Annotated in this window: 20 protein-coding genes; 9 read left to right on the plus strand and 11 right to left on the minus strand. The window is 56.3% G+C overall.

Annotated features, from left to right (window positions below; translation table 11 throughout):
• Nucleotides 1-58: 58 nt before the first annotated feature.
• The 5 genes from nanA to nanQ all read left to right on the plus strand — a co-directional run bounded on the left by nanA (nt 59) and on the right by nanQ (nt 4,681).
• Nucleotides 59-961: an N-acetylneuraminate lyase gene (gene nanA, locus GRPL_RS18645; protein WP_032690552.1), complete on the plus strand. Its 903-nt coding sequence runs from the start codon at nt 59-61 to the stop codon at nt 959-961.
• Between the two features lie 160 nt (nt 962-1,121).
• On the plus strand, nt 1,122-2,609 hold the full coding sequence (locus GRPL_RS18640; protein WP_032698721.1) for an MFS transporter: 1,488 nt from the start codon (nt 1,122-1,124) through the stop codon (nt 2,607-2,609).
• Nucleotides 2,610-2,658: 49 nt separating this feature from the next.
• On the plus strand, nt 2,659-3,348 hold the full coding sequence (locus GRPL_RS18635; protein ID WP_032690554.1) for an N-acetylmannosamine-6-phosphate 2-epimerase: 690 nt from the start codon (nt 2,659-2,661) through the stop codon (nt 3,346-3,348).
• Entirely contained in the window at nt 3,345-4,220 is an 876-nt protein-coding gene (gene nanK, locus GRPL_RS18630) for an N-acetylmannosamine kinase (protein ID WP_032698722.1), read from the plus strand. Before GRPL_RS18635 ends, nanK begins: the two co-directional genes overlap by 4 nt.
• A complete protein-coding gene (nanQ, locus tag GRPL_RS18625; RefSeq protein WP_032698725.1) occupies nt 4,217-4,681 on the plus strand; it encodes an N-acetylneuraminate anomerase in 465 nt (154 codons plus the stop codon). The genes nanK and nanQ overlap by 4 nt, the downstream gene beginning before the upstream one ends.
• A gap of 73 nt (nt 4,682-4,754) precedes the next feature.
• Here nanQ and GRPL_RS18620 read toward each other — a convergent pair whose 3' ends face one another.
• Both GRPL_RS18620 and gltB read right to left on the minus strand, forming a co-directional pair.
• Nucleotides 4,755-6,173 carry a glutamate synthase small subunit gene (locus GRPL_RS18620; protein ID WP_032697430.1) on the minus strand — a complete coding sequence of 473 codons (1,419 nt, stop codon included), beginning with the start codon at nt 6,171-6,173 and terminating at the stop codon, nt 4,755-4,757.
• A 9-nt stretch (nt 6,174-6,182) separates the two neighbouring features.
• Nucleotides 6,183-10,643, minus strand: a complete 4,461-nt coding sequence (gene gltB / locus GRPL_RS18615; RefSeq protein WP_072010664.1) for a glutamate synthase large subunit — start codon at nt 10,641-10,643, stop codon at nt 6,183-6,185.
• Between the two features lie 672 nt (nt 10,644-11,315).
• Here gltB and mnmL point away from each other — a divergent pair.
• The 4 genes from mnmL to mtgA all read left to right on the plus strand — a co-directional run bounded on the left by mnmL (nt 11,316) and on the right by mtgA (nt 16,283).
• A complete protein-coding gene (gene mnmL, locus GRPL_RS18610) occupies nt 11,316-12,251 on the plus strand; it encodes a tRNA modification radical SAM protein MnmL/YtqA (protein WP_049266998.1) in 936 nt (311 codons plus the stop codon).
• Nucleotides 12,252-12,335: 84 nt separating this feature from the next.
• Entirely contained in the window at nt 12,336-14,675 is a 2,340-nt protein-coding gene (arcB, locus tag GRPL_RS18605) for an aerobic respiration two-component sensor histidine kinase ArcB (RefSeq protein ID WP_032697432.1), read from the plus strand.
• 232 nt (nt 14,676-14,907) lie between these two features.
• Nucleotides 14,908-15,561, plus strand: coding sequence for an isoprenoid biosynthesis glyoxalase ElbB (elbB, locus tag GRPL_RS18600; protein WP_032690561.1), 654 nt, complete (start codon nt 14,908-14,910; stop codon nt 15,559-15,561).
• Complete coding sequence (mtgA, locus tag GRPL_RS18595) at nt 15,558-16,283, plus strand: monofunctional biosynthetic peptidoglycan transglycosylase (protein WP_032698727.1); 726 nt, start codon at nt 15,558-15,560, stop codon at nt 16,281-16,283. The genes elbB and mtgA overlap by 4 nt, the downstream gene beginning before the upstream one ends.
• A gap of 61 nt (nt 16,284-16,344) precedes the next feature.
• Here the strand turns inward: mtgA and npr are convergent, their stop codons facing one another.
• The 9 genes from npr to kdsC all read right to left on the minus strand — a co-directional run bounded on the left by npr (nt 16,345) and on the right by kdsC (nt 22,250).
• Nucleotides 16,345-16,617 carry a PTS phosphocarrier protein NPr gene (gene npr, locus GRPL_RS18590; protein WP_004868176.1) on the minus strand — a complete coding sequence of 91 codons (273 nt, stop codon included), beginning with the start codon at nt 16,615-16,617 and terminating at the stop codon, nt 16,345-16,347.
• Entirely contained in the window at nt 16,614-17,468 is an 855-nt protein-coding gene (rapZ, locus tag GRPL_RS18585) for an RNase adapter RapZ (RefSeq protein ID WP_004868172.1), read from the minus strand. The genes npr and rapZ overlap by 4 nt, the downstream gene beginning before the upstream one ends.
• Before the next feature lie 45 nt (nt 17,469-17,513).
• Nucleotides 17,514-18,002: a PTS IIA-like nitrogen regulatory protein PtsN gene (gene ptsN / locus GRPL_RS18580; RefSeq protein WP_015585655.1), complete on the minus strand. Its 489-nt coding sequence runs from the start codon at nt 18,000-18,002 to the stop codon at nt 17,514-17,516.
• Nucleotides 18,003-18,074: 72 nt separating this feature from the next.
• Nucleotides 18,075-18,362, minus strand: coding sequence for a ribosome hibernation promoting factor (hpf, locus tag GRPL_RS18575; protein ID WP_004868168.1), 288 nt, complete (start codon nt 18,360-18,362; stop codon nt 18,075-18,077).
• A gap of 22 nt (nt 18,363-18,384) precedes the next feature.
• A complete protein-coding gene (rpoN, locus tag GRPL_RS18570; protein WP_032697433.1) occupies nt 18,385-19,818 on the minus strand; it encodes an RNA polymerase factor sigma-54 in 1,434 nt (477 codons plus the stop codon).
• Between the two features lie 47 nt (nt 19,819-19,865).
• Nucleotides 19,866-20,591 carry an LPS export ABC transporter ATP-binding protein gene (gene lptB, locus GRPL_RS18565; protein WP_004206203.1) on the minus strand — a complete coding sequence of 242 codons (726 nt, stop codon included), beginning with the start codon at nt 20,589-20,591 and terminating at the stop codon, nt 19,866-19,868.
• A 6-nt stretch (nt 20,592-20,597) separates the two neighbouring features.
• Nucleotides 20,598-21,143 carry a lipopolysaccharide ABC transporter substrate-binding protein LptA gene (gene lptA, locus GRPL_RS18560; RefSeq protein WP_032690564.1) on the minus strand — a complete coding sequence of 182 codons (546 nt, stop codon included), beginning with the start codon at nt 21,141-21,143 and terminating at the stop codon, nt 20,598-20,600.
• Nucleotides 21,112-21,687 (minus strand): LPS export ABC transporter periplasmic protein LptC, encoded by a 576-nt coding sequence (gene lptC / locus GRPL_RS18555; protein WP_032690565.1) that lies wholly within the window; start codon nt 21,685-21,687, stop codon nt 21,112-21,114. The genes lptA and lptC overlap by 32 nt, the downstream gene beginning before the upstream one ends.
• Complete coding sequence (kdsC, locus tag GRPL_RS18550; protein ID WP_032690566.1) at nt 21,684-22,250, minus strand: 3-deoxy-manno-octulosonate-8-phosphatase KdsC; 567 nt, start codon at nt 22,248-22,250, stop codon at nt 21,684-21,686. Before kdsC ends, lptC begins: the two co-directional genes overlap by 4 nt.
• Between the last annotated feature and the right edge of the window lie 14 nt (nt 22,251-22,264).

Consider the following 22,264-nt stretch of genomic DNA (forward strand, 5'->3'; position numbering starts at 1 on the left):
GGTATAACAGGTATAAAGGTACACAGTTAATCATAACAAATAGCATACGAGGTGAGATATGGCGGTTAATTTACGTGGAGTCATGGCAGCGCTGCTTACGCCGTTTGACGGGGAACAAAAGCTGGATAAAGAGAGTCTGCGCCGGCTGGTACGTTTCAATTTGAGTCAGGGAATCGACGGGTTGTACGTTGGCGGTTCGACCGGTGAAGCTTTTGTGCAAAGTAGTGCAGAACGTCAGCAAGTGCTGGAGATCGTAGCGGAAGAAGCGAAGGGAAAAATGACGCTGATTGCCCATGTTGGCTGCGTCAGCACGCTGGAGAGCCAGCGACTGGCTGAAGCTGCGGAGAGCTATGGCTATGATGCCGTGTCCGCCGTCACGCCGTTCTACTATCCCTTCAGCTTTGAAGAGCACTGCGCCCACTACCAGGCCATTATTGATTCAGCCAATGGCTTACCGATGGTGGTCTACAACATCCCGGCGCTGAGCGGCGTGAAGCTCTCCCTGGATCAGATCAATACGCTGGTGAGGCTGCCGGGCGTGGGGGCATTGAAGCAGACCTCAGGCGATCTTTACCAGATGGAGCAGATCCGCCGGGCGCATCCGGATCTGGTGCTTTACAACGGCTATGACGAGATTTTTGCTTCTGGCTTGCTGGCCGGCGCCGATGGCGGGATCGGTAGCACCTATAACATTATGGGCTGGCGCTATCAGGGGATCGTGAAAGCGCTGCGGGCGGGCGATATAGCGGAAGCGCAAAGGCTGCAGTGTGAATGCAACAAGGCGATCGATCTGCTGATTAAAACCGGCGTATTCCGGGGGCTGAAAACCGTGCTGCACTACATGGATGTGGTCGCTGAACCGCTATGTCGCAAACCGTTCGCTCCGGTTGCTGAGCAGTTCTTGCCGGAGCTGAAAGCGCTGGCGCAACAGCTGCAGCAGGAGAAAGCGCGGCTGGCTTGAGGTTAGCGGTTTCCCCGCCGCATTGTGCGAGCGGGGATATTCCCGGATGGAGGCGCTATGCGCCCGGTCCGGGTCACAACACGGTCTATATCGGGTGCGGTGATAGCGACATCTGGTATGGCAAACCAAGCGTGGGTCTGACCCATCGCGGGAGAGTAAAATGATCGCAACGACCGAGAACATCCCGTGGTATCGCCATCTCAACCGGGCGCAGTGGCGGGCTTTCTCCGCCGCCTGGCTGGGATATTTGCTTGATGGTTTTGATTTTGTCCTGATTGCCCTGGTGTTGACAGAAATCCAGGCTGACTTTGGTCTGACAACCGTAGAGGCGGCGAGTCTGATCTCAGCCGCCTTCATTTCTCGCTGGTTTGGCGGCCTGATGCTGGGCGCAATGGGCGATCGTTACGGACGGCGGCTGGCCATGGTCACCAGTATTATTCTCTTTTCCGTCGGCACGCTGGCCTGCGGCTTTGCCACCGGTTTTACCACCCTGTTTATCGCCCGTCTGGTGATTGGCATGGGGATGGCGGGGGAATATGGATCCAGTGCGACCTATGTCATTGAAAGCTGGCCAAAGCAGCTGCGTAACAAGGCCAGTGGTTTTCTGATCTCCGGCTTTTCCGTCGGGGCGGTGATTGCCGCGCAAATCTACAGCCTGGTGGTACCGGTCTGGGGATGGCGTGCGCTCTTTTTCATTGGCATCGTGCCGATTATTTTTGCGCTGTGGCTGCGGAAAAACATCCCGGAAGCCGAAGACTGGAAAGAGAAGCATCAGGGTAAGGCGCCGGTGCGGACCATGGTGGATATCCTCTACTGCGGTAAACACCGGGCGATCAATATTTTCCTGACCATTGTGGCGGCGACGGCGCTGTGGTTCTGTTTCGCCGGCGAGCTCAACAATGCCGGAATCGTGGTCGCACTGGGGCTGCTCTGCACCACGATCTTTATCAGCTTTATGGTGCAAAGCAGCGGTAAACGCTGGCCAACGGGCGTGACGCTGATGGTAGTCGTCCTGTTCGCCTTTCTCTATTCATGGCCTATCCAGGCGCTTTTGCCCACCTATCTTAAAACGGAGCTCGCTTACGATCATACGACCGTGGCGAAGGTGCTGTTCTTCAGCGGTTTTGGTGCGGCGGTCGGCTGTTGCGTCGGCGGTTTTCTCGGTGACTGGCTGGGAACGCGCAAAGCCTATGTCTGTAGCCTGCTGGCTTCCCAGCTGTTGATTATTCCCGTCTTTGCTATCGGCGGCACCAACGTGTGGGTGTTGGGACTGTTACTGTTCTTCCAGCAGATGCTTGGACAGGGGATCTCCGGGATCTTGCCTAAATTGATCGGCGGCTACTTCGATACCGATCAGCGTGCTGCGGGCCTGGGTTTTACCTATAACGTCGGGGCCTTAGGTGGGGCGATCGCGCCGATTCTCGGTGCGCTGATCGCGCAGCGGATGGATCTGGGCACGACGCTGGGATCGCTCTCTTTCGGCCTGACCTTTGTGGTGATCCTGCTTATCGGGCTGGATATGCCCTCGCGTGTTCAGCGCTGGATCCGCCCGGAAGCGGTGCGAACTCACGATGCGATTGATGGCAGGCCCCTGAGCGGCGCAGTGCCGTTCGGTGCCGGTAAAAGTGAATTAATGAAAACCAGGTAATCTGCGCCCGGCCCTCGGGCCGGGCATTGAGCATACTCAGGGAGTTATTATGTCTTTGCTTGAACAACTGGATAACCGCATCCACGCCAGCGGCGGGTTAATTGTCTCCTGTCAGCCGGTCCCCGGTAGCCCGCTGGATACGCCGGCAATTGTCGCGGCGATGGCGCTGGCGGCCGAACAGGCCGGGGCGGTGGCATTGCGTATCGAAGGCGTTGAGAATCTGCGTGCGACCCGCGCACGGGTGACCGTACCCATTATCGGTATTCTCAAACGTGACCTCGATGATTCGCCGGTACGCATTACCCCATTTTTAGAGGATGTTGATGCTCTGGCGCAGGCGGGGGCGGATATTATTGCTTTCGATGGTACCCGTCGGCCGCGCCCGGTGGCGGTGGAAGCCCTGCTGGCCCGTATCCATCAGCAGCACAAGCTGGCAATGGCCGACTGTTCATCCGTGGCAGATGGGGTGTTCTGTCAGCAGCTCGGTACGGAAATTATCGGCACCACCCTGTCGGGGTATACCACGGCGCACACGCCGGAAGAGCCTGATTTGGCGCTGGTACAGGCGCTACACGCAGCGGGCTGTCGGGTGATTGCCGAAGGGCGCTACAACACGCCAGCGCAGGCGGCAGAGGCCATGCGTCACGGCGCCTGGGCGGTGACCGTAGGCTCCGCCATTACGCGGCTGGAACACATTTGCGAGTGGTACAATACGGCGCTGAAAAAGGCGGTGCAATGACGACGCTGGCGATTGATATTGGCGGCACCAAGCTAGCCGCCGCACTGATAGACAGCCGATTGACCCTCCTGGAGCGACGTGAAGTCCCCACGCCAGCCAGTCAGACGCCGGCGGCATTAGCTGCCGCGCTGGCGGCGCTGGTGGCCCCTCTCTCGACGCGCGCGGATCGTTTTGCTATCGCCTCCACCGGCATCATTCGGGACGGCATTCTGACGGCCATCAATCCAGAAAATCTGGGAGGACTGGCGCATTTTCCCCTGCAGGCGTGTTTATCCGACCTCACGGCGTTGCCCGGTATTGCCCTCAATGATGCTCAGGCCGCAGCATGGGCGGAATATCATGCGCTGCCGGAGAAAGTCAGCGAGATGCTCTTTTTGACCGTTTCAACCGGCGTTGGCGGGGGGATCGTCAGCCAGGGCAGGCTGCTGACCGGTCGCGGAGGTCTGGCCGGTCATTGTGGCCATACGCTGGCGGATCCTGATGGACCACTCTGCGGCTGCGGCCGGAAAGGCTGTGTCGAGGCTATCGCTTCCGGGCGCGGCATCGCGGCGGCGGCCGGCGGTGAGCTCAGCGGGCTGGATGCAAAAGCGATATTTGCTCTGGCGAGCGAGGGACACCCGCAGGCGGAGATATTGATTCAGCGATCGGCACGTACGCTGGCCCGACTGATTGCTGACCTGAAGGCCGTTACGGACTGCGCCTGCGTTGTGATCGGCGGCAGTATCGGTCTTGCAGGCGGCTACCTGCCGCGGGTTGAGAAGTACTTGTCACAAGAACCTGCGGTCTATCATGTTCCGCTGCGGGAAGCTTATTATCTGCATGATGCGGGCCTGTTAGGGGCGGCATTATGGGCACAGGGAGGAAAGATATGATTCTGGGTCATCTACGGCAGCCTTCGCATTCCGGTCTTCCGGCGGTTCTGGTCCGGGCTATCGCCCTGGCGCAGGCCCACGATCTGCACACTATCGCCCCCGGGCGCTATGAGCTGCAGGGCGACAATGTATTGATGAACGTCATGCAGTTTCATAGCGGTGTGCCGGAAGAGAAAAAAGCCGAACTGCATAGCCAGTTTATCGATATCCAGATTTTACTGGCGGGGGAAGAGCGGATCTTTTATGGCGTGGCGGGGTCGGCCTGTGAGTGCGAAGAAGCGCATCCTGACGAGGATTATCAGCTTTGTCGTCGGATACGCGGGGAACAGGTACTGACCTTGCATCCGGATATGTTTGCGGTTTTCATGCCCGATGAACCACACAAACCCGGTTGCCAGGTCGGGCACAGCGCCGGGATTAAAAAAGTGGTCATTAAGGTCCGCGCCGCTCTGCTGGCATGATAAAAAAGCCCGCGGGCTTGCGCCAGCGGGCTCTGTCAGAGACCCGGACAGACAGTTTATCCGGGTTTATTGATTACACTTCCAGGTAGTTCAGGATCCCGTCAGCCGCTTTACGACCTTCGGCAATCGCCGTCACCACCAGATCGGAACCGCGCACGATATCGCCGCCGGCAAAGATTTTCGGGTTACTGGTCTGGAATGCGTTTTCATGGCCTTCCGGCGCAATAATACGGCCCTGAGAATCCAGCTCAACGTCGTGCTTCGCCAGCCACTCCATGCTGTGCGGGCGGAAACCAAACGCCATCACCACCGCATCTGCCGGGACCACGTGCTCGGAGCCTGCGACGATCTCCGCACGACGACGCCCCTTGGCATCCGGTTGGCCCATCTCGGTACGCGCCATTTTCACGCCGCACACTTTGCCGTTAGCATTCACTTCTACGCCCAGAGGCTGAACGTTGAACTGGAACTCGACGCCCTCTTCACGCGCGTTTTTCACTTCGCGTTTGGAGCCCGGCATGTTTTCTTCGTCGCGACGGTAGGCGCAAATAACGTGAGTCGCGCCCTGACGTACGGAAGTACGCACGCAGTCCATCGCGGTGTCGCCACCGCCGAGAACCACCACGCGTTTGCCTTCCATATTGACGTAAGGCTCGCTTGCCGTTTCGCCAAAGCCCATGGTCTGCTTGGTGTTGGCAATCAGGAACGGCAGCGCATCAAAGACACCATTCGCGTCTTCGTTTTCCAGCCCGCCACGCATGGACTGATAGGTCCCCACGCCGAGGAACACGGCGTCGTAATCTTTCAGCAGATCGTCAAGCTGAACGTCACGGCCCACTTCGATATTGAGTTTGAACTCAATCCCCATGCCGGTGAAAATTTCACGGCGGCGGGTCATCACCTCTTTTTCCAGCTTAAACGCCGGAATACCGAAGGTCAGCAGGCCACCGATTTCCGGATGGCGATCGAATACCACGGCTTTGACGCCGTTGCGGGTCAGGACGTCTGCGCAGGCCAGTCCTGCCGGACCAGCACCGACGATCGCCACCGTTTTACCGGTTGGTTTCACGCCGGAGAGATCCGGGCGCCAGCCCATCTCGAACGCTTTATCGTTGATATAGCGTTCGATGTTGCCGATAGTCACCGCGCCGAACTCGTCGTTCAGCGTACAGGAGCCTTCGCACAGACGGTCCTGCGGGCAGACGCGCCCGCAGACTTCCGGCAGGGTGTTGGTCTGATGCGACAGTTCTGCCGCTTCAAAAATACGCCCCTCATTGGCCAGCTTCAGCCAGTTCGGGATGTAGTTATGGACCGGACATTTCCATTCGCAGTACGGGTTGCCGCAGGACAGGCAGCGGTCTGCCTGGGCTTTGGCCTGGCCTTCTGAAAACGGCTCGTAAATTTCTACAAATTCAATTTTACGGATCTTCAGCGGTTTCTTTGGCGGATCAACGCGCTGTAAGTCGATAAACTGGTATACGTTCTGGCTCATCTGAATTCCTTACTGCGCCTGCACACGCAGCTCTGCTGCGCTACGACTACGGTGACCCAACAGTGCTTTAACATCGCTGGACTTTGGTTTAACCAGCGCGAATTTCGCGGCAAAAGCCGGCCAGTTGGCCAGGATCTCTTCGCCACGAGACGAACCGGTAAGCTGCACGTGTTCGGTAATCAGACCACGCAGGTGCTCTTCATGGATAGCGAGAGAGTCAACGCCCAACACTTCCACCAGTTCCGGGTTCACACGTTTACGGAAATCGCCGTCTTCATCCAGGACGTAAGCAAAGCCGCCGGTCATCCCTGCGCCAAAGTTGACGCCGGTTTTACCCAGTACGCAGACGATGCCGCCGGTCATGTATTCGCAGCCGTTATCGCCGATGCCTTCTACCACGGTAATGGCACCGGAGTTACGCACCGCAAAACGTTCGCCTGCGCGGCCTGCTGCGTACAGACGACCGCCGGTCGCGCCGTACAGACAGGTGTTACCGATGATGCTCGCTTCGTGACTGCGGAAGGCGGAGCCCACCGGAGGACGGATTGACAGCAGACCGCCTGCCATCCCTTTACCCACGTAGTCGTTCGCGTCACCGGTCAGATGCAGTTCTACGCCGCCGGCGTTCCATACGCCGAAGCTCTGGCCTGCGGTACCGCTGAAGTGCGCGGTAATCGGGTCTGCCGCCAGCCCCTGATCGCCGTGGGTCTGGGCGATATAGCCGGACAACGACGCGCCAACGGAACGATCGGTATTACGGATATCGAACCAGAAGGTTTTGCTCTGCTTGCTGTCCACGAATGGTTTTGCCTGCTGCAGCAGCTGCGCGTTCAGCACGCCGTTATCAAACGGCGGGTTGCTTTCGGTGCAGTACAGCGCTTTCCCCGGATGCGGCTCGGCGGTTTCCAGCAGTTTGCTCAGATCCAGCTTCTGCTGCTTCGCGGTAAAGCCATCCAGCACTTTCAGCAGGTCGGTACGGCCAATCAGATCCACCAGACGCTTCACGCCAAGCTCAGCCATCAGCTCGCGGGTTTCGCGGGCGATGAATTCAAAGTAGTTGGTCACTTTGAACGGCAGGCCGTGATAGTGGTTCTTACGCAGTTTGTCATCCTGAGTGGCTACGCCGGTTGCGCAGTTGTTCAGGTGGCAGATACGCAGATATTTACAGCCGAGCGCGACCATCGGGCCCGTGCCGAAGCCGAAGCTTTCTGCGCCAAGAATCGCCGCCTTGATGATGTCGAGGCCGGTTTTCAGGCCGCCATCCACCTGCAGACGGATCTTGTGACGCAGACCGTTAGCCACCAGCGCCTGTTGGGTTTCCACCAGACCCAGTTCCCACGGACAACCGGCGTATTTCACGGAGGAGAGCGGGCTGGCCCCCGTACCACCGTCGTAACCGGCGATGGTGATAAGATCGGCATAGGCTTTGGCCACGCCGGTGGCGATGGTGCCGACGCCCGGTTCGGAAACCAGCTTCACGGAGATCATCGCTTTCGGGTTGACCTGTTTCAGGTCGAAAATCAGCTGCGCCAGATCCTCGATAGAGTAAATATCGTGGTGCGGCGGCGGTGAAATCAGGGTCACGCCCGGGACCGAATAGCGCAGTTTGGCAATGTACGGCGTGACTTTGTCACCCGGCAGCTGCCCGCCTTCGCCCGGCTTCGCGCCCTGAGCAACTTTAATCTGGATAACGTCGGCGTTGACCAGGTAAGCCGGAGTGACGCCGAAGCGACCGGAAGCGACCTGTTTAATACGCGACACTTTGTTGGTGCCATAGCGCGCCGGGTCTTCGCCGCCTTCGCCGGAGTTAGAGAAGCCGCCGATGCTGTTCATCGCTTCCGCCAGCGATTCATGAGCTTCCGGGCTTAACGCACCGATAGACATGGCGGCGGTATCGAAGCGTTTGAACAGCTCTTTGGCCGATTCAACGTGGTCGATGCTGATGGCGTCATCGCCAGGATTCAGCGCCAGCAGATCGCGCAGCGTTGCGGCCGGGCGTTCATTTACCAGGTTCGCATATTGCTGATAGTCGTGGTATTCACCGCTCTGAACCGCCTGCTGCAGCGTGCGGACTACGTCCGGGTTGTAGGCGTGATATTCACCGCCGTGAACATATTTCAGCAGACCGCCCTGATCCAACGGCTTACGGACCAGCCAGGCGCGTTTAGACAGATTCAGCAGATCCTGCTGGAAGTCATCAAAGCCCGCGCCGCCGATGCGGCTGACAACGCCGAGGAAGCACAGGTCGGAAACCTCACGATGCAGGCCAACCGCTTCGAACAGCTTCGAGCAGCGGTAGGAGGCGATGGTCGAGATGCCCATCTTAGACATGATCTTGTACAGGCCTTTGTTGATGCCGTTACGGTAGTTCAGCATCACTGTACGGTAGTCTTTCTCAATGGCCTTGTTATCGACCAGCTTCGCCAGCGTTTCATAGGCCAGGTACGGATAGATAGCCGTGGCGCCGAAGCCCAGCAGCACCGCGAAGTGGTGCGGGTCACGGGCGCTGGCGGTTTCAACGATAATGTTGGCATCGCAGCGCAGGCTCTTATCCACCAGGCGGGTTTGAATCGCGCCTACCGCCATCGGCGCCGGAACCGGCAGACGATCTTTGGCGATATTACGATCGGAGAGCACCAGCAGAACGGTACCGTTACGCACCATCTGTTCGGCTTTATCACACAGCGCCTTCACCGTGTCGGCCAGCGAGATTTCCGCGGCGTTAAAGGTGATATCCAGCGTATCGGCGCGATAGTGCTCCTCTTCCATGGTGGTGAGCTGTTTGAAATCGGAGTACAGCAGGATCGGCGATTTGAAGCTCAGGCGGTGCGCCTGGCCTTCCGCTTCGCAGAAGACGTTCATTTCACGGCCGATGCTGGTGGCCAGCGACATCACGTGGGCTTCACGCAGCGGGTCGATCGGCGGGTTGGTAACCTGCGCGAACTGCTGACGGAAGTAGTCGTAAATGATACGCGGCTGGCTGGAGAGCACGGCAAACGGGGTATCATCGCCCATTGAACCGACCGCTTCCTGGCCGTTTTCGCCCAGAACGCGCAGGACGGAGTCCAGCTCTTCTGCGCTGTAGTTAAACTGTTTCTGGAAGCTGGCGAGGGTGTCATCATCCAGCTGACGGCTGCCAACCTCTTCGTCAGGCAGATCTTCGAACGGCACCAGGCGACGGACGTTTTTCTCCATCCACTCTTTGTAAGGGTGGCGGCTTTTCAGGTCATCATCGGTTTCCGCAGAGTGCAGAATACGTCCGCCGCGGGTATCGATAACCATCAGTTCGCCCGGGCCAACGCGGCCTTTTTCGACGACTTCGTCAGGCTGGTAATCCCAAATCCCGACTTCTGAAGCGCAGGTGATCAGCTTGTCTTTGGTGATGACGTAGCGCGCCGGGCGCAGGCCGTTACGATCGAGGTTACAGGCGGCATAGCGGCCGTCGGACATCACGATGCCCGCCGGGCCATCCCACGGCTCCATATGCATGGAGTTAAAATCAAAGAAGGCGCGCAGCTCCGGATCCATATCCGGGTTGTTCTGCCAGGCTGGCGGTACGAGCAGACGCATGGCGCGCACGATATCCATCCCGCCGGCCAGCAGCAGCTCAAGCATGTTATCCATGGAGCTGGAGTCGGAGCCGGTTTCGTTCACGAACGGTGCCGCATCGTGCAGGTCCGGAATTAATGGCGTCTGGAACTTGTAGGTACGCGCGCGCGCCCACTGGCGGTTGCCGGTGATAGTGTTGATTTCGCCGTTGTGCGCCAGGTAGCGGAACGGCTGTGCCAGCGGCCAGCGCGGTACGGTGTTGGTGGAGAAGCGCTGGTGGAACAGGCAGATTGCCGACTCCAGACGCAGGTCCGCGAGGTCCAGGTAGAAGCGCGGCAGGTCAGCCGGCATACACAGACCTTTGTAAATGTTCACCAGATTCGACAGGCTGCAAACGTAGAAATCTTTATCTTCCTGCAGACGCTTTTCAATGCGGCGACGGGCGATGAACAAACGGCGTTCCATATCGCGCGGGCGCCAGCCTGCCGGGGCGTTAACAAAAATTTGTTCAATACGGGGCAGCGAGGAGAGGGCGATTTCACCGAGAACCCCTTCGTTGGTCGGCACTTCGCGCCAGCCGACGATGGACAGGGTTTCACGTTGTAGTTCTTCTTCAACGATGCGGCGTGCCGTAGCCGCCAGTTCAGGATCTTTATTAAGGAACAACATCCCGACGGCGTAATTTTTGGCTAAACGCCAGCCGCGCTCTTCCGCAACGATACGGAAGAAACGGTCAGGTTTTTGCAGCAGCAAGCCACAACCGTCGCCGGTTTTACCATCGGCAAGGATCGCGCCGCGGTGCTGCATTCGGGCCAGTGCGTGTATAGCGGTACGCACTACCTTGTGGCTAGGTTCGCCTTCTATGTGGGCGATCAGGCCGAAACCACAGTTATCCCTCTCAAGGGATTTATCGTACAACATATCAGTGAACCTCCCCAGGCTCTACGGGACACCCTCCGATACCGATTGCGCACGGGCACAGAAAGAGCATGGCGACGGGGTTTGCACCTCGCATTCGCCCTCTTTAAATCCTTTTCGCATCGGTACGCAAGTTTGAGGACTTGCTGTAAGAGGGAATCTCAATTACTGCATAAATATGATGAGCAGAGTGCTCATCCAGAAAGCTTCCAGCGGATTCCCAACTTATCGGGAATCCGCACTTACGTCAAATGGCAATCTTATTTATACAAAAATGTGCTATACATGGTTTAACGTTATGATAATTAAGATAATAGTTGTGTTTTAAGCGGCGCTGAAACGTAGCGGAAAGCATAATCTAGTGTGATCTGTCTCACTATATCGATAGCGTAACATTATCGATCTGTGCTGAACTGCCTATTTATCGCAGAGTATTTATCTGCCTGTTACCTTGAAGGCGGTAAATAACACTGTTTTTTGCCCTGATGAAGATAATGGCAAACCTGAGGTTAAGTATAAGGAAAAGTCATCACAGAGTGAGTGAATGAAATTGCAGTTATCTTGAGTGTTTATGCAATGAGCTGAGCGGCCGCGCTGACGATTGATCCAGGTCATCGCCGTCGGTGGCTAAAAATGGCAGGCTTGGCCCCTTTCTTCAGGCCGGTCTATCAGATTATGCAGTTACAGAAATTAGTCAATATGTTTGGTGGGGATCTTTCGCGGCGCTATGGCGAAAAGGTTCATAAACTGACGCTGCATGGCGGGTTTAGCTGCCCGAATCGCGATGGCACCATTGGCCGCGGAGGCTGCACGTTCTGCAACGTTGCCTCTTTTGCTGACGAAGAGCAGCAGCACCACTCTATTGCTGAACAGCTGGCACATCAGGCGCAGCGGGTTAATCGCGCAAAGCGCTATCTCGCTTATTTTCAGGCTTACACCAGCACCTTTGCCGAAGTTCAGGTACTGCGCTCGATGTATCAGCAGGCGGTGAGTCAGGCCAATATCGTTGGACTGTGCGTGGGCACTCGTCCTGACTGCGTCCCGGAGGCGGTACTGGATCTGCTCAGCGGCTATCGGGAACAGGGTTACGAAGTGTGGCTGGAGCTAGGCTTACAGACGGCGCATGACAAAACGCTGCAGCGGATTAATCGTGGGCATGATTTTGCCTGTTATCAGCGTACGACCCGGCTGGCGCGTGAGCGCGGGCTGAAGGTCTGCGCGCATTTGATAGTCGGGCTCCCGGGCGAGGCGCAGAGCCATTGCCTGCAAACGCTGGAACAGGTTGTGGATACCGGCGTGGATGGTATCAAACTGCATCCGCTGCATATCGTCACCGGCAGTACGATGGCCAAAGCCTGGCAGGCGGGGCGGTTGCAGGCGATTGCGCTGGATGAGTATACGATCATTGCCGGGGAGATGATTCGCCACACGCCACCTGAGGTTATCTATCACCGCATTTCCGCCAGCGCCCGGCGGCCGACGCTGCTGGCCCCCCTGTGGTGTGAGAATCGCTGGACCGGGATGGTTGAACTCGACCGCTATCTCAACCAACATGGCGTGCAGGGCTCGGCGCTGGGACAAGCCTGGGTGCCGCGCGCAGCTTTAGAGTAAGGGCGCCCGCATTTTTTGCACAACTTACAGCGTATTGCTCAGAATTGGGTATTATTGTGCGGAGTTGTCGCGAAGGAATCCCTTATGAAGCAAATCCGTATGCTGGCGCAGTACTATGTCGACCTGATGATGAAGCTGGGTCTGGTGCGTTTTTCCATGCTGTTGGCCCTTGCCCTGGTGGTGCTGGCGATTGTGGTACAGATGGCCGTCACCATGGTTCTGCATGGCCAGGTTGAGAGCATCGACGTTATCCGCTCTATCTTCTTTGGTCTGCTGATAACCCCCTGGGCAGTCTACTTTTTGTCGGTGGTGGTGGAGCAACTGGAAGAGTCGCGGCAGCGTCTCTCCCGGCTGGTGGAAAAACTGGAGGAGATGCGCGAGCGCGACCTGCAGCTTAACGTGCAGCTCAAAGATAATATCGCGCAGCTCAATCAGGAGATTGGCGAGCGTGAAAAGGCGGAAGCCGAACGCGAGACGACGCTGGAACAGCTGAAGATTGAGATGAAAGAGCGTGAAGAGACGCAAATTCAGCTGGAACAGCAATCCTCCTTCCTCCGTTCTTTCCTTGATGCCTCGCCGGACCTGGTATTCTATCGCAATGAAGACAAAGAGTTTTCTGGCTGTAACCGGGCGATGGAACTACTGACCGGGAAAAGTGAAAAGCAGCTTATCCACCTGAAACCTCAGGATGTCTATAACGAAGAGGCGGCGGTTAAAGTGCTGGAGACTGACGAAAAAGTCTTCCGCCATAATGTGTCGCTGACCTACGAGCAGTGGCTGGATTATCCGGACGGGCGTAAAGCCTGCTTTGAAATCCGCAAGGTTCCTTACTATGACCGCGTCGGCAAGCGCCGTGGACTGATGGGCTTTGGCCGCGATATTACCGAACGTAAGCGCTACCAGGATGCGCTGGAGCGCGCCAGCCGCGATAAGACCACCTTTATCTCAACGATCAGCCACGAACTGCGCACGCCGCTTAACGGCATCGTCGGGCTGAGTCGTATCCTGCTGGATACCGAGCTGACCGGTGAGCAGGAAAAATACCTCAAAACTATCCATGTTTCTGCCGTCACGTTGGGGAATATTTTCAACGATATTATCGACATGGATAAAATGGAACGGCGCAAAGTCCAGTTGGATAATCAGCAGGTCGATTTCACCGGTTTCCTGGCCGATCTGGAAAACCTCTCCGGCCTGCAGGCGCAACAGAAAGGGCTGCGCTTTGTCCTGGATCCGACTCTGCCGCTGCCGCATAAAGTGGTGACCGACGGGACGCGTCTGCGGCAGATTCTGTGGAACCTCATCAGTAACGCCGTGAAATTCACCCCGCAAGGTGGCAACGTCACCGTTCGCGTTCGTTATGATGAAGGCGATATCCTGCATTTTGAAGTGGAAGATTCCGGCATCGGCATTCCCGAAGCCGAGCAGGATAAGATCTTCGCGATGTATTATCAGGTGAAAGACAGCCACGGTGGCAAGCCTGCGACAGGCACCGGGATCGGTCTTGCCGTATCGCGTCGTCTGGCTCGCAATATGGGCGGCGACATTAACGTCTCCAGCCAGCCGGGCCAGGGGGCCACGTTTACGCTGACCGTGCATGCGCCGGCGGTGGCGGAAGAAGTGGAAGATATGCTGACTGAAGATGAGATGCCCCTGCCGGCGCTGAACGTGCTGCTGGTCGAGGATATCGAGCTCAACGTGATTGTGGCGCGCTCGGTGCTGGAGAAGCTGGGCAACAGCGTCGATGTAGCGATGACCGGTAAGGCCGCGCTGGAGATGTTTGAACCGGGCGAGTACGACCTGGTGCTGCTGGATATCCAGCTGCCGGATATGACGGGCCTGGATATTTCTCGTCATCTTAAGCAGCACTTTGCCGCCGACGAGCTACCGCCTCTGGTTGCCCTGACCGCCAACGTCCTGAAAAATAAAAAAGAGTATCTCGATGCCGGCATGGACGACGTCCTGAGTAAACCGCTATCGGTGCCGGCGCTTACGGCTATGATTAAAAAATTCTGGGATTCGCCGGAAGAGGATGAGTGCGAAATGCCGACCGTGGATGTGAGTAAATCGGCATCCGTGCTGGATATCCCAATGCTTGAGCAGTATATCGAGCTGGTGGGGCCAAAGCTTATCAACGATGGCCTTGCGGTTTTTGAGAAGATGATGCCGGGCTATATGGCGGTACTGGAGTCTAATCTGACCGCTCGCGACCAGAAAGGGATCGTCGATGAAGGGCATAAAATTAAAGGCGCGGCGGGGTCTATTGGCCTGCGGCATATTCAACAGCTTGGACAGCAAATTCAGACTCCGGACCTGCCGGCGTGGTCGGATAACGTTGGTGAATGGGTGGAAGAGATGAAATCCGAGTGGCAGAACGATGTGGCCGTGCTGAAGGCATGGGTTGCGGCGGCACATAAAAAATGACCCCGGATAAACCGGGGTGCGCGAATACTGCGCCAACACCAGGGAACTGGTCGTTGCGCCAGAATTTTTAGAGATATTTTTACGTAGCGCAACCTGAGGATTTGGTTTGCTCGCTCATTAAGATAGCAAACCTTAAATAATTTGTTACGTGAATCAGTAAAATATGTGAAGCAATGCGTGTAAATCAAAATTTTTGACTGGTTTCAGCAAGTTGCACTAAGGAGCTGGCAGTATGAAAAAGATTGGCGTGGTATTGAGCGGCTGTGGCGTCTATGACGGAACGGAGATCCATGAAGCGGTCATTACCCTGTTGGCGATCGCCCGTAGCGGCGCACAGGCCCTCTGTTTCGCCCCGGATAAAGCGCAAACGGACGTGATCAACCACCTGACCGGTGAGCCGATGGCCGAAAGCCGCAACGTTCTGGTTGAGGCCGCGCGTATTGCCCGTGGCGATATCCAGCCTCTGGCGGCGGCCCGGGCGGAAGATCTGGATGCGCTGATTGTCCCTGGCGGATTTGGCGCGGCGAAGAACCTCAGCAATTTTGCCTCGCAAGGGGCCGAATGCCTGATCGATAGCGACCTGAAGGCGTTGACGCTGGCGATGCATGAAGCGGGCAAGCCCCTGGGCTTTATGTGTATCGCCCCGGCGCTGCTGCCAAAAATTTTCCCGATCCCGCTGCGGATAACCATCGGCACCGATCTTGATACCGCTGAGGTGGTGGAAGAGATGGGGGCAGAACACGTTCCTTGCCCGGTCGATGATATCGTCGTCGATGAAGAGCATAAGGTGGTGACGACCCCGGCCTGGATGCTGGCGCAGAACATTGCGGAAGCGGCAAGCGGGATTGAGAAGCTGGTGGCTCGCGTGCTGGTTCTGACTGAATGAGCGTGCGTTCGGCCCCGTTGCGAATGATTAAACGCTTTTTATTGCGCATTCTGCTGATTGCGACAGCCTTTTGGGGAGGCGGCATCGCGCTGTTTAGCATACTGCCGGTGCCGTTTTCAGCCGTTATGCTCGAGCGACAAATCGGCGCATGGCTGAGCGGTGATTTTCATTATGTCGCCCATTCCGACTGGGTCGGGATGGACGAGATCTCGCCGTGGATGGGGCTGGCGGCAATCGCTGCGGAGGATCAAAAATTCCCCGAACACTGGGGTTTTGATGTATCAGCGATAGAGAAAGCGCTGGCGCACAATGAACGTCAGGAAAACCGCGTGCGCGGCGCCTCCACGCTCTCGCAGCAAACGGCGAAGAACCTGTTCTTGTGGGATGGCCGCAGCTGGTTGCGCAAAGGGCTGGAGGCAGGGTTAACGGTAGGGATTGAGACGGTATGGAGTAAAAAACGGATTCTGACCGTCTACCTGAATATCGCGGAATTTGGGGAAGGGACGTTCGGCGTCGAAGCGGCATCCCGACGCTACTTTCACAAGCCTGCGAGCAAGTTAACCGCTTCTGAAGCGGCGCTCCTGGCCGCAGTATTGCCCAACCCGATTCGCTTTCGCGCCGATGCGCCGTCCGGCTATGTCCGCAGTCGGCAGGCGTGGATCCTGCGTCAGATGCGTCAGTTAGGCGGAGACGGATTTATGCAGGCGAACAAGCTGAAGTGAGGTCACGGCAGAAACAATAGCCCCGGTCAGCGTTGTACAGCCGGGGAAGAGGCGGGAATGCTTAGTCTTCGTCAAAACCGGCGTTGAACAGCGCGATAACCGCTGCCAGCGCCTCGACTTCCTGCGGACCGTTGGCTTCAATCTCGATTTGCCGACCTTTGGCTGAGTCGAGCATCAGCAGGGCAATGACGCTATTGGCTTCCGCTTCCGTCCCCTCGTCGTTGCGCAGCAGGACTTCCGCATCATAATTCTGCATCAGCTCAAACAACTTCATCGCCGGGCGGGCATGCATCCCCAGCTTATTGGTGATTTCAACGATCTGCTTTACGGTCATGATTTGCGTTTTTCCAGCGTCCGATGGCGAGACTGCACGTTCTTACCGCGTGAGCGGAAGTAATCAGCCAGCTGTTCGGCAATGTAGACCGAACGGTGTTTACCGCCGGTACAACCAATCGCCACCGTCAGATAGCTGCGATTATTGGTTTCCAGCATCGGTAACCATAGCTCAAGATAGCTGCGGGTCTGGTAAATAAAATTGTGAACTTCCGTGTGCCGGTCAAGGAAGGCGGCCACCGGTTTATCCAGACCGGTCATTGGACGCAGTTTCGGATCCCAGTGCGGGTTTGGCAGGAAGCGTACGTCAAAGACGTAATCGGCATCAATCGGGATACCGTGCTTAAAGCCAAAGGATTCAAAGACCATGGTCAGCTCACGTTCGCGCTTGCCGAGCAGACGGGTACGGAGCATTTCCGCCAGCTCATGTACCGACATCTCTGAAGTATCGACGATCAGGTCGGCGCGGGAACGCAGCGGCTCCAGCAGGGCGCTCTCTTCGTCAATCGCGCTTTCCAGCGACAGATTTTTGCTTGATAGCGGATGCAGACGACGGGTGTCGCTGTAGCGGCGGATCAGCGTATTGCGGTCAGCATCAAGGAACAGCAGCTGAGGGGAAAATGCCTCAGGCAGATTTTTCATCGCCTGTTCAAAGATCTCTGGCGATTCCGGCATGTTACGCACGTCAATGCTGACGGCGGCAGAGATGTTTCTGTCGGCCAGCGATCTCGCCAGCTCAGGCAACAGCACTACCGGCAGGTTATCTACGCAGTAGAAGCCCATATCTTCCAGCGCCCGCAGAGCGACGGATTTCCCCGAGCCTGAGCGGCCGCTGACGATCATCAGTACCATGTACCGTTTCTCCTCAGTACGATAAAGGGTAGGGGGCGACGGCCGTTATACGTCATCGTTGCTTCCTGCTTCGGTGATGATCTCATACAGCTCTTCATCGCTTTGCGCCGCGCGCAGGCGGCGGCAAATCGTTTTATCCGCCAGTCGTTTTGCGACCAGCGACAGCGTATGCAGATGGGTTTTGGTCTGGTCAGCCGGGACCAGAAGCGCAAACAGCAGATCGACCGGCTGGTTGTCGATGGCATCAAAGGCGATCGGAGTCTCCAGCTGGACAAACACGCCGACGGCGCGCAGCGTATCCTCTTCGAGTTTGCCGTGCGGAATGGCAATCCCGTTGCCAATCCCGGTACTGCCCATTTTCTCGCGGGTAAGGATCGCCTCAAACACCACCTGCGGTGGCAAACCTAACTGTTTTGCTGCCAGTTCACTGATGATTTCCAGCGCGCGCTTTTTGCTCTGGCAGTGAACCTGGCTACGGGTACATTCCTGGTTAAGGACGTTGCTCAGTTGTAGAGCCGAATCGTTGTTCATCATAATTTCACCTGAGCGCGCCCCTCGCCTGCCGCCGATGAAAGCCGGCAGCAGGCAAGGGCGGCGCCCGGACAATTAGTGTTGTTTTAGTTTATCTTTATGTTTTGTTAACTGTCTTGCCAGCTTATCGATGAGTCCATCGATAGCGGCATACATATCCTGCCCTTCCGCACTGGCATGGATTTCGCCACCGTTGACATGCAGATTGGCATCCGCAATTTGCGTCACCTTCTCTACTTTTAACACAATATAGACCTGATTGATCCTGTCGAAAAACTGCTCCAGCTTGCTGAACTTCGCATTAACGAATTCACGCAGTGCAGGGGTGATCTCGACGTTGTGTCCTGTAATGTTGAGCTGCATAGTGTCTTCCTTATCGGTTGTATCAAACCAGTTGTTTACGCTGGTTAGATGGCGGAATGGATAAAGACTCTCGGTACTTAGCGACGGTACGACGTGCCACCATGATACCCTGTTCGGACAGGATGGTGGTCAGCTTACTGTCACTCAACGGCTTCGCGGGATTCTCCGCGGCGATTAACTTCTTCACCAGCGCACGAATGGCCGTCGACGATGCCTCGCCGCCGCCTTCCGTATTCACGTGGCTGGAAAAGAAATATTTCAGCTCAAAAATACCGCGCGGACTGTGCAGATATTTTTGGGTGGTAACGCGTGAAATGGTGGATTCATGCATTTCGACGGCCTGAGCAATATCCGCCAGCACCATCGGTTTCATGAACTCTTCACCCTGATCGAAGAAGGCCTGCTGCTGTTCGACGATGCAGCGGCTGACGCGCAGCAGCGTATCATTGCGGCTTTCCAGACTCTTGATCAGCCAGCGAGCTTCCTGCAGGTTGCTGCGGATAAACTGGCTGTCTGCATCATTGCGCGCGCTGTTGCCCATGGCCGCGTAATGCTGATTAATCTTCAGGCGTGGGATGCTGTCGGAGTTAAGCTCCACTACCCAGCGACCGCTGACCTTACGTACCAGTACGTCGGGAATGACGTATTCCGGTTCGCTGGTCTGGATCGACTGACCGGGGCGCGGATCGAGGGACTGGATGAGATTAACGGCTTCTTTCAGCACCTCTTCTTTCAGTCGGGTGACGCGCATCAGGGAGCGGAAATCATGGTTGGCGAGCAGATCGAGATGATCGCTGATGATCAGTCGCGCTTCATCCAGCCACGGCGTCTCTTTGGCATATTGGGAAAGCTGAACCAGCAGACAGTCGCGCAGATCTTTTGCCGCGACGCCGACCGGGTCAAAGCGCTGAATACGCTTTAGCACCGCTTCAACTTCTTCGAGACCAATTTCGTCATCGTCGATACTCTCGACAATATCTTCCAGCCGAATGGTGAGATAGCCGGTGTCATCAACGGCATCGACAATCGACGTGGCGATGGCGCGGTCGGTGTCGGTAAACGGCGTCAGTTCAACCTGCCACATCAGGTAATCCTGCAGGCTTTGGGTCGTTTCGCCTTGATAGACAGGCAGTTCGTCGTCCTGGTAGTCAACGCCGTTTCCGGACGGGGTGCCAGCGGTGTAGATTTCATCCCAGCTGGCGTCGAGCGGCAGCTCTTCCGGCATATCTTTTTGTTCAAGAGCGTCGACGGTGTCCAGCGATTCGCGGTCCTCGACCTCTTTGGTTTCTACCTCTTCGTGAAGATCGGTTTGCTCAAGCAGCGGATTACTCTCCAGCGCCTGCTGGAGTTCTTGCTGGAGTTCTAACGTGGACAGCTGCAGCAAGCGAATAGCCTGTTGCAGTTGTGGCGTCATGGCAAGCTGTTGGCTTAGCCTTAATTGCAAACCTTGCTTCATATTCAGGGCTAATATCTCCGGCTAAAACGTCTGTAACCTCTACCCTATCAGAGTCTGAAGTCTTCCCCAAGATACACGCGCTTAACCTGCTCGTCTTCAAGGATTTGCTGCGGGGTGCCGTGGGCGATCAGATGACCCTGGCTGACGATATAGGCGCGTTCGCAGACGGCCAGCGTCTCCCTGACGTTATGGTCGGTGATCAGCACGCCAAGACCACTGTCGCGCAGATGCTCGATGATGCGTTTGATATCAATAACGGAAATGGGGTCAACCCCGGCAAAAGGCTCATCCAGCAGAATGAATTTCGGATTAGCGGCCAGCGCGCGGGCGATTTCAACGCGGCGGCGTTCACCGCCGGACAGCGCCTGACCGAGGCTGTCGCGCAGATGCTCGATGTGAAATTCTTCCATCAGCTCTTTCGCGCGGTCTTCACGCTGCTCGCTGCTGAGATCGTCACGAATCTGCAACACCGCCATTAAATTATCGTACACGCTCAGGCGGCGGAAAATGGAGGCTTCCTGCGGCAGATAGCCGATACCCCGACGCGCGCGGGCATGCAGCGGCAGCAGGCTGATATCTTCATCGTCGATGATAATGTTGCCAGCGTCGCGCGGTACAATGCCGACCACCATGTAGAAGGTCGTGGTTTTACCGGCGCCGTTCGGCCCGAGGAGGCCAACGATCTCGCCAGAGTTGACGGTCAGACTGACATCTTCCACCACGCGGCGGCCTTTATACGCCTTGGCGAGATTCTTTGCGGTTAATGTTGCCATAACGAATTAGTTACCCTTCTTTTGCTGGTTGGTGCTTTTGTCTTGCAGCTGCGAAGGAACCAGAACCGTCGTCACGCGTCCGCCTTTATTGCTGAACGCCTGCATTTTCTGCTCTTTCACCAGATAGGTGATTTTGTCGCCCTGGATGTTGCTGTCGAGCTGATCCAGGTGCGCGTTGCCGGTCAGCACCACAAAATCATTCTGCAATTCATAGTGCATTTTCTGCGCGCGGCCTTTCACCGGCTTGCCGTTGTCCTGCATCTGGTAGAAGGTTGCCGGATTACCGTAACCGTCGATCACTTCTTTACCTTTTTCACCGCCAGGACGGGTCACCACCACCTTATCGGCGTTGATTTTAATGGTCCCCTGGGTGACGACGACATTACCGGTGAAGGTAACGACATTACCCTGCATATCCAGTGACTGCTGATCGGATTCGATGTGAATCGGTTGATCGGTATCGCCGGTTTTTGCCAGTGCCGGCAGGCTGGCGGCCAGTAAGGCGCTGGCGAGCGCAATCTTAAGGCTGAGTTTGTTTGTTCTGAATTTCATAAGAGGTTCTAACCTTTTCAATCAGCTCGGCAGTTTTGCTGCGTAAATTTCCGCGCATTTTCAGGCCGCTGGAATTAAATGTCGTCCCGTACAACGTCACCATGTCATCAGAGGTAACATCTTGCGTCACCAGGTTTATCTGGGCGTTATCCGTCGTAATTTTGCGCAATTGAGAGTCCGCGCTCAGCGCGTCCACCTCGACGTTTCCGTAAAGATACAGCATGCGATCTTTAGTCAGTTTGGCTTTATCCGCTTTGATAGACCAGGTGGGTACCTTGTTGGTATCAAACGTGGTCATCACCGGTTTGGTGAACCACGATACTTCCTGGGCGGAAAAATACTCCACATGCTCAGCGATTAAGCGGTAGTTAAGCGCCCCTTCCGGGCTGTAAACAACGGTGTCGGTATGTTCACTGGTATAGGTCGGGTCATCAGGACCGATCTCTTGCTGAATGGTATCGTCCGTACCCGCCAGATTCAGGCCGATCAGAATAAGCGCGACCAGCGATAGTAAAATGATAACCCAACGTCTGGTTTTACTCATATTGATTGCCCTTTGGCCTCATCCAGCTTGCCCTGCGCCAATAGTAACAAATCGCAGACTTCGCGTACCGCCCCGCGTCCACCGTCGATGCGGGTAACATAATCCGCTCGCGGTATCAGTAGCGGGTGCGCATCCGCCACTGCCACGCTTAAGCCGACCTCGGCCATCACCGGCCAGTCGATAAGATCATCGCCGATGTAGGCCACTTCGTCCGGACGAACGGCCAGCTTGCTCAATAATTCGCGAAATGCCAGCAGTTTATCGGACTGCCCCTGATACAGGTGCGTAATGCCCAGCGTCTGACAACGATCTTCTACCAGTTTAGCTTTTCGTCCGGTAATAATCGCGACTTCAATGCCTGAGGTCAGCGCGCAGCGAATCCCGTAACCGTCGCGAACATTAAACGCCTTCAGCTCTTCACCGCTGTTGCCCATGTAGATAAGACCGTCGGACAGCACGCCGTCTACGTCGAGAATCAATAAACGGATCTTCGCCGCCCGATCGATAAACTCAGGGCTTACTGGCCCGTAGCAGGTTTCCTGCAGAGCATCAGCATTATTCATTATTTTATCCTTAC

The sequence above is a fragment of the Klebsiella planticola ATCC 33531 genome, from assembly GCF_000735435.1.
Taxonomy (GTDB): domain Bacteria; phylum Pseudomonadota; class Gammaproteobacteria; order Enterobacterales; family Enterobacteriaceae; genus Klebsiella; species Klebsiella planticola.

Bases quoted from the DNA above. Each gene is read 5' to 3' on its own strand.
- npr (WP_004868176.1), bottom strand. From the start codon at position 16,617: ATGACCGTAAAGCAGATCGTTGAAATCACCAATAAGCTGGGGATGCAT.
- lptA (WP_032690564.1), bottom strand. From the start codon at position 21,143: ATGAAATTCAGAACAAACAAACTCAGCCTTAAGATTGCGCTCGCCAGC.
- ptsN (WP_015585655.1), bottom strand. From the start codon at position 18,002: ATGATGAACAACGATTCGGCTCTACAACTGAGCAACGTCCTTAACCAG.
- gltB (WP_072010664.1), bottom strand. From the start codon at position 10,643: ATGTTGTACGATAAATCCCTTGAGAGGGATAACTGTGGTTTCGGCCTG.
- mtgA (WP_032698727.1), top strand. From the start codon at position 15,558: ATGAGCGTGCGTTCGGCCCCGTTGCGAATGATTAAACGCTTTTTATTG.
- lptB (WP_004206203.1), bottom strand. From the start codon at position 20,591: ATGGCAACATTAACCGCAAAGAATCTCGCCAAGGCGTATAAAGGCCGC.
- elbB (WP_032690561.1), top strand. From the start codon at position 14,908: ATGAAAAAGATTGGCGTGGTATTGAGCGGCTGTGGCGTCTATGACGGA.
- mnmL (WP_049266998.1), top strand. From the start codon at position 11,316: ATGCAGTTACAGAAATTAGTCAATATGTTTGGTGGGGATCTTTCGCGG.
- arcB (WP_032697432.1), top strand. From the start codon at position 12,336: ATGAAGCAAATCCGTATGCTGGCGCAGTACTATGTCGACCTGATGATG.
- nanK (WP_032698722.1), top strand. From the start codon at position 3,345: ATGACGACGCTGGCGATTGATATTGGCGGCACCAAGCTAGCCGCCGCA.
- nanQ (WP_032698725.1), top strand. From the start codon at position 4,217: ATGATTCTGGGTCATCTACGGCAGCCTTCGCATTCCGGTCTTCCGGCG.
- lptC (WP_032690565.1), bottom strand. From the start codon at position 21,687: ATGAGTAAAACCAGACGTTGGGTTATCATTTTACTATCGCTGGTCGCG.
- rapZ (WP_004868172.1), bottom strand. From the start codon at position 17,468: ATGGTACTGATGATCGTCAGCGGCCGCTCAGGCTCGGGGAAATCCGTC.
- GRPL_RS18620 (WP_032697430.1), bottom strand. From the start codon at position 6,173: ATGAGCCAGAACGTATACCAGTTTATCGACTTACAGCGCGTTGATCCG.
- GRPL_RS18640 (WP_032698721.1), top strand. From the start codon at position 1,122: ATGATCGCAACGACCGAGAACATCCCGTGGTATCGCCATCTCAACCGG.
- hpf (WP_004868168.1), bottom strand. From the start codon at position 18,362: ATGCAGCTCAACATTACAGGACACAACGTCGAGATCACCCCTGCACTG.
- nanA (WP_032690552.1), top strand. From the start codon at position 59: ATGGCGGTTAATTTACGTGGAGTCATGGCAGCGCTGCTTACGCCGTTT.
- rpoN (WP_032697433.1), bottom strand. From the start codon at position 19,818: ATGAAGCAAGGTTTGCAATTAAGGCTAAGCCAACAGCTTGCCATGACG.
- GRPL_RS18635 (WP_032690554.1), top strand. From the start codon at position 2,659: ATGTCTTTGCTTGAACAACTGGATAACCGCATCCACGCCAGCGGCGGG.
- kdsC (WP_032690566.1), bottom strand. From the start codon at position 22,250: ATGAATAATGCTGATGCTCTGCAGGAAACCTGCTACGGGCCAGTAAGC.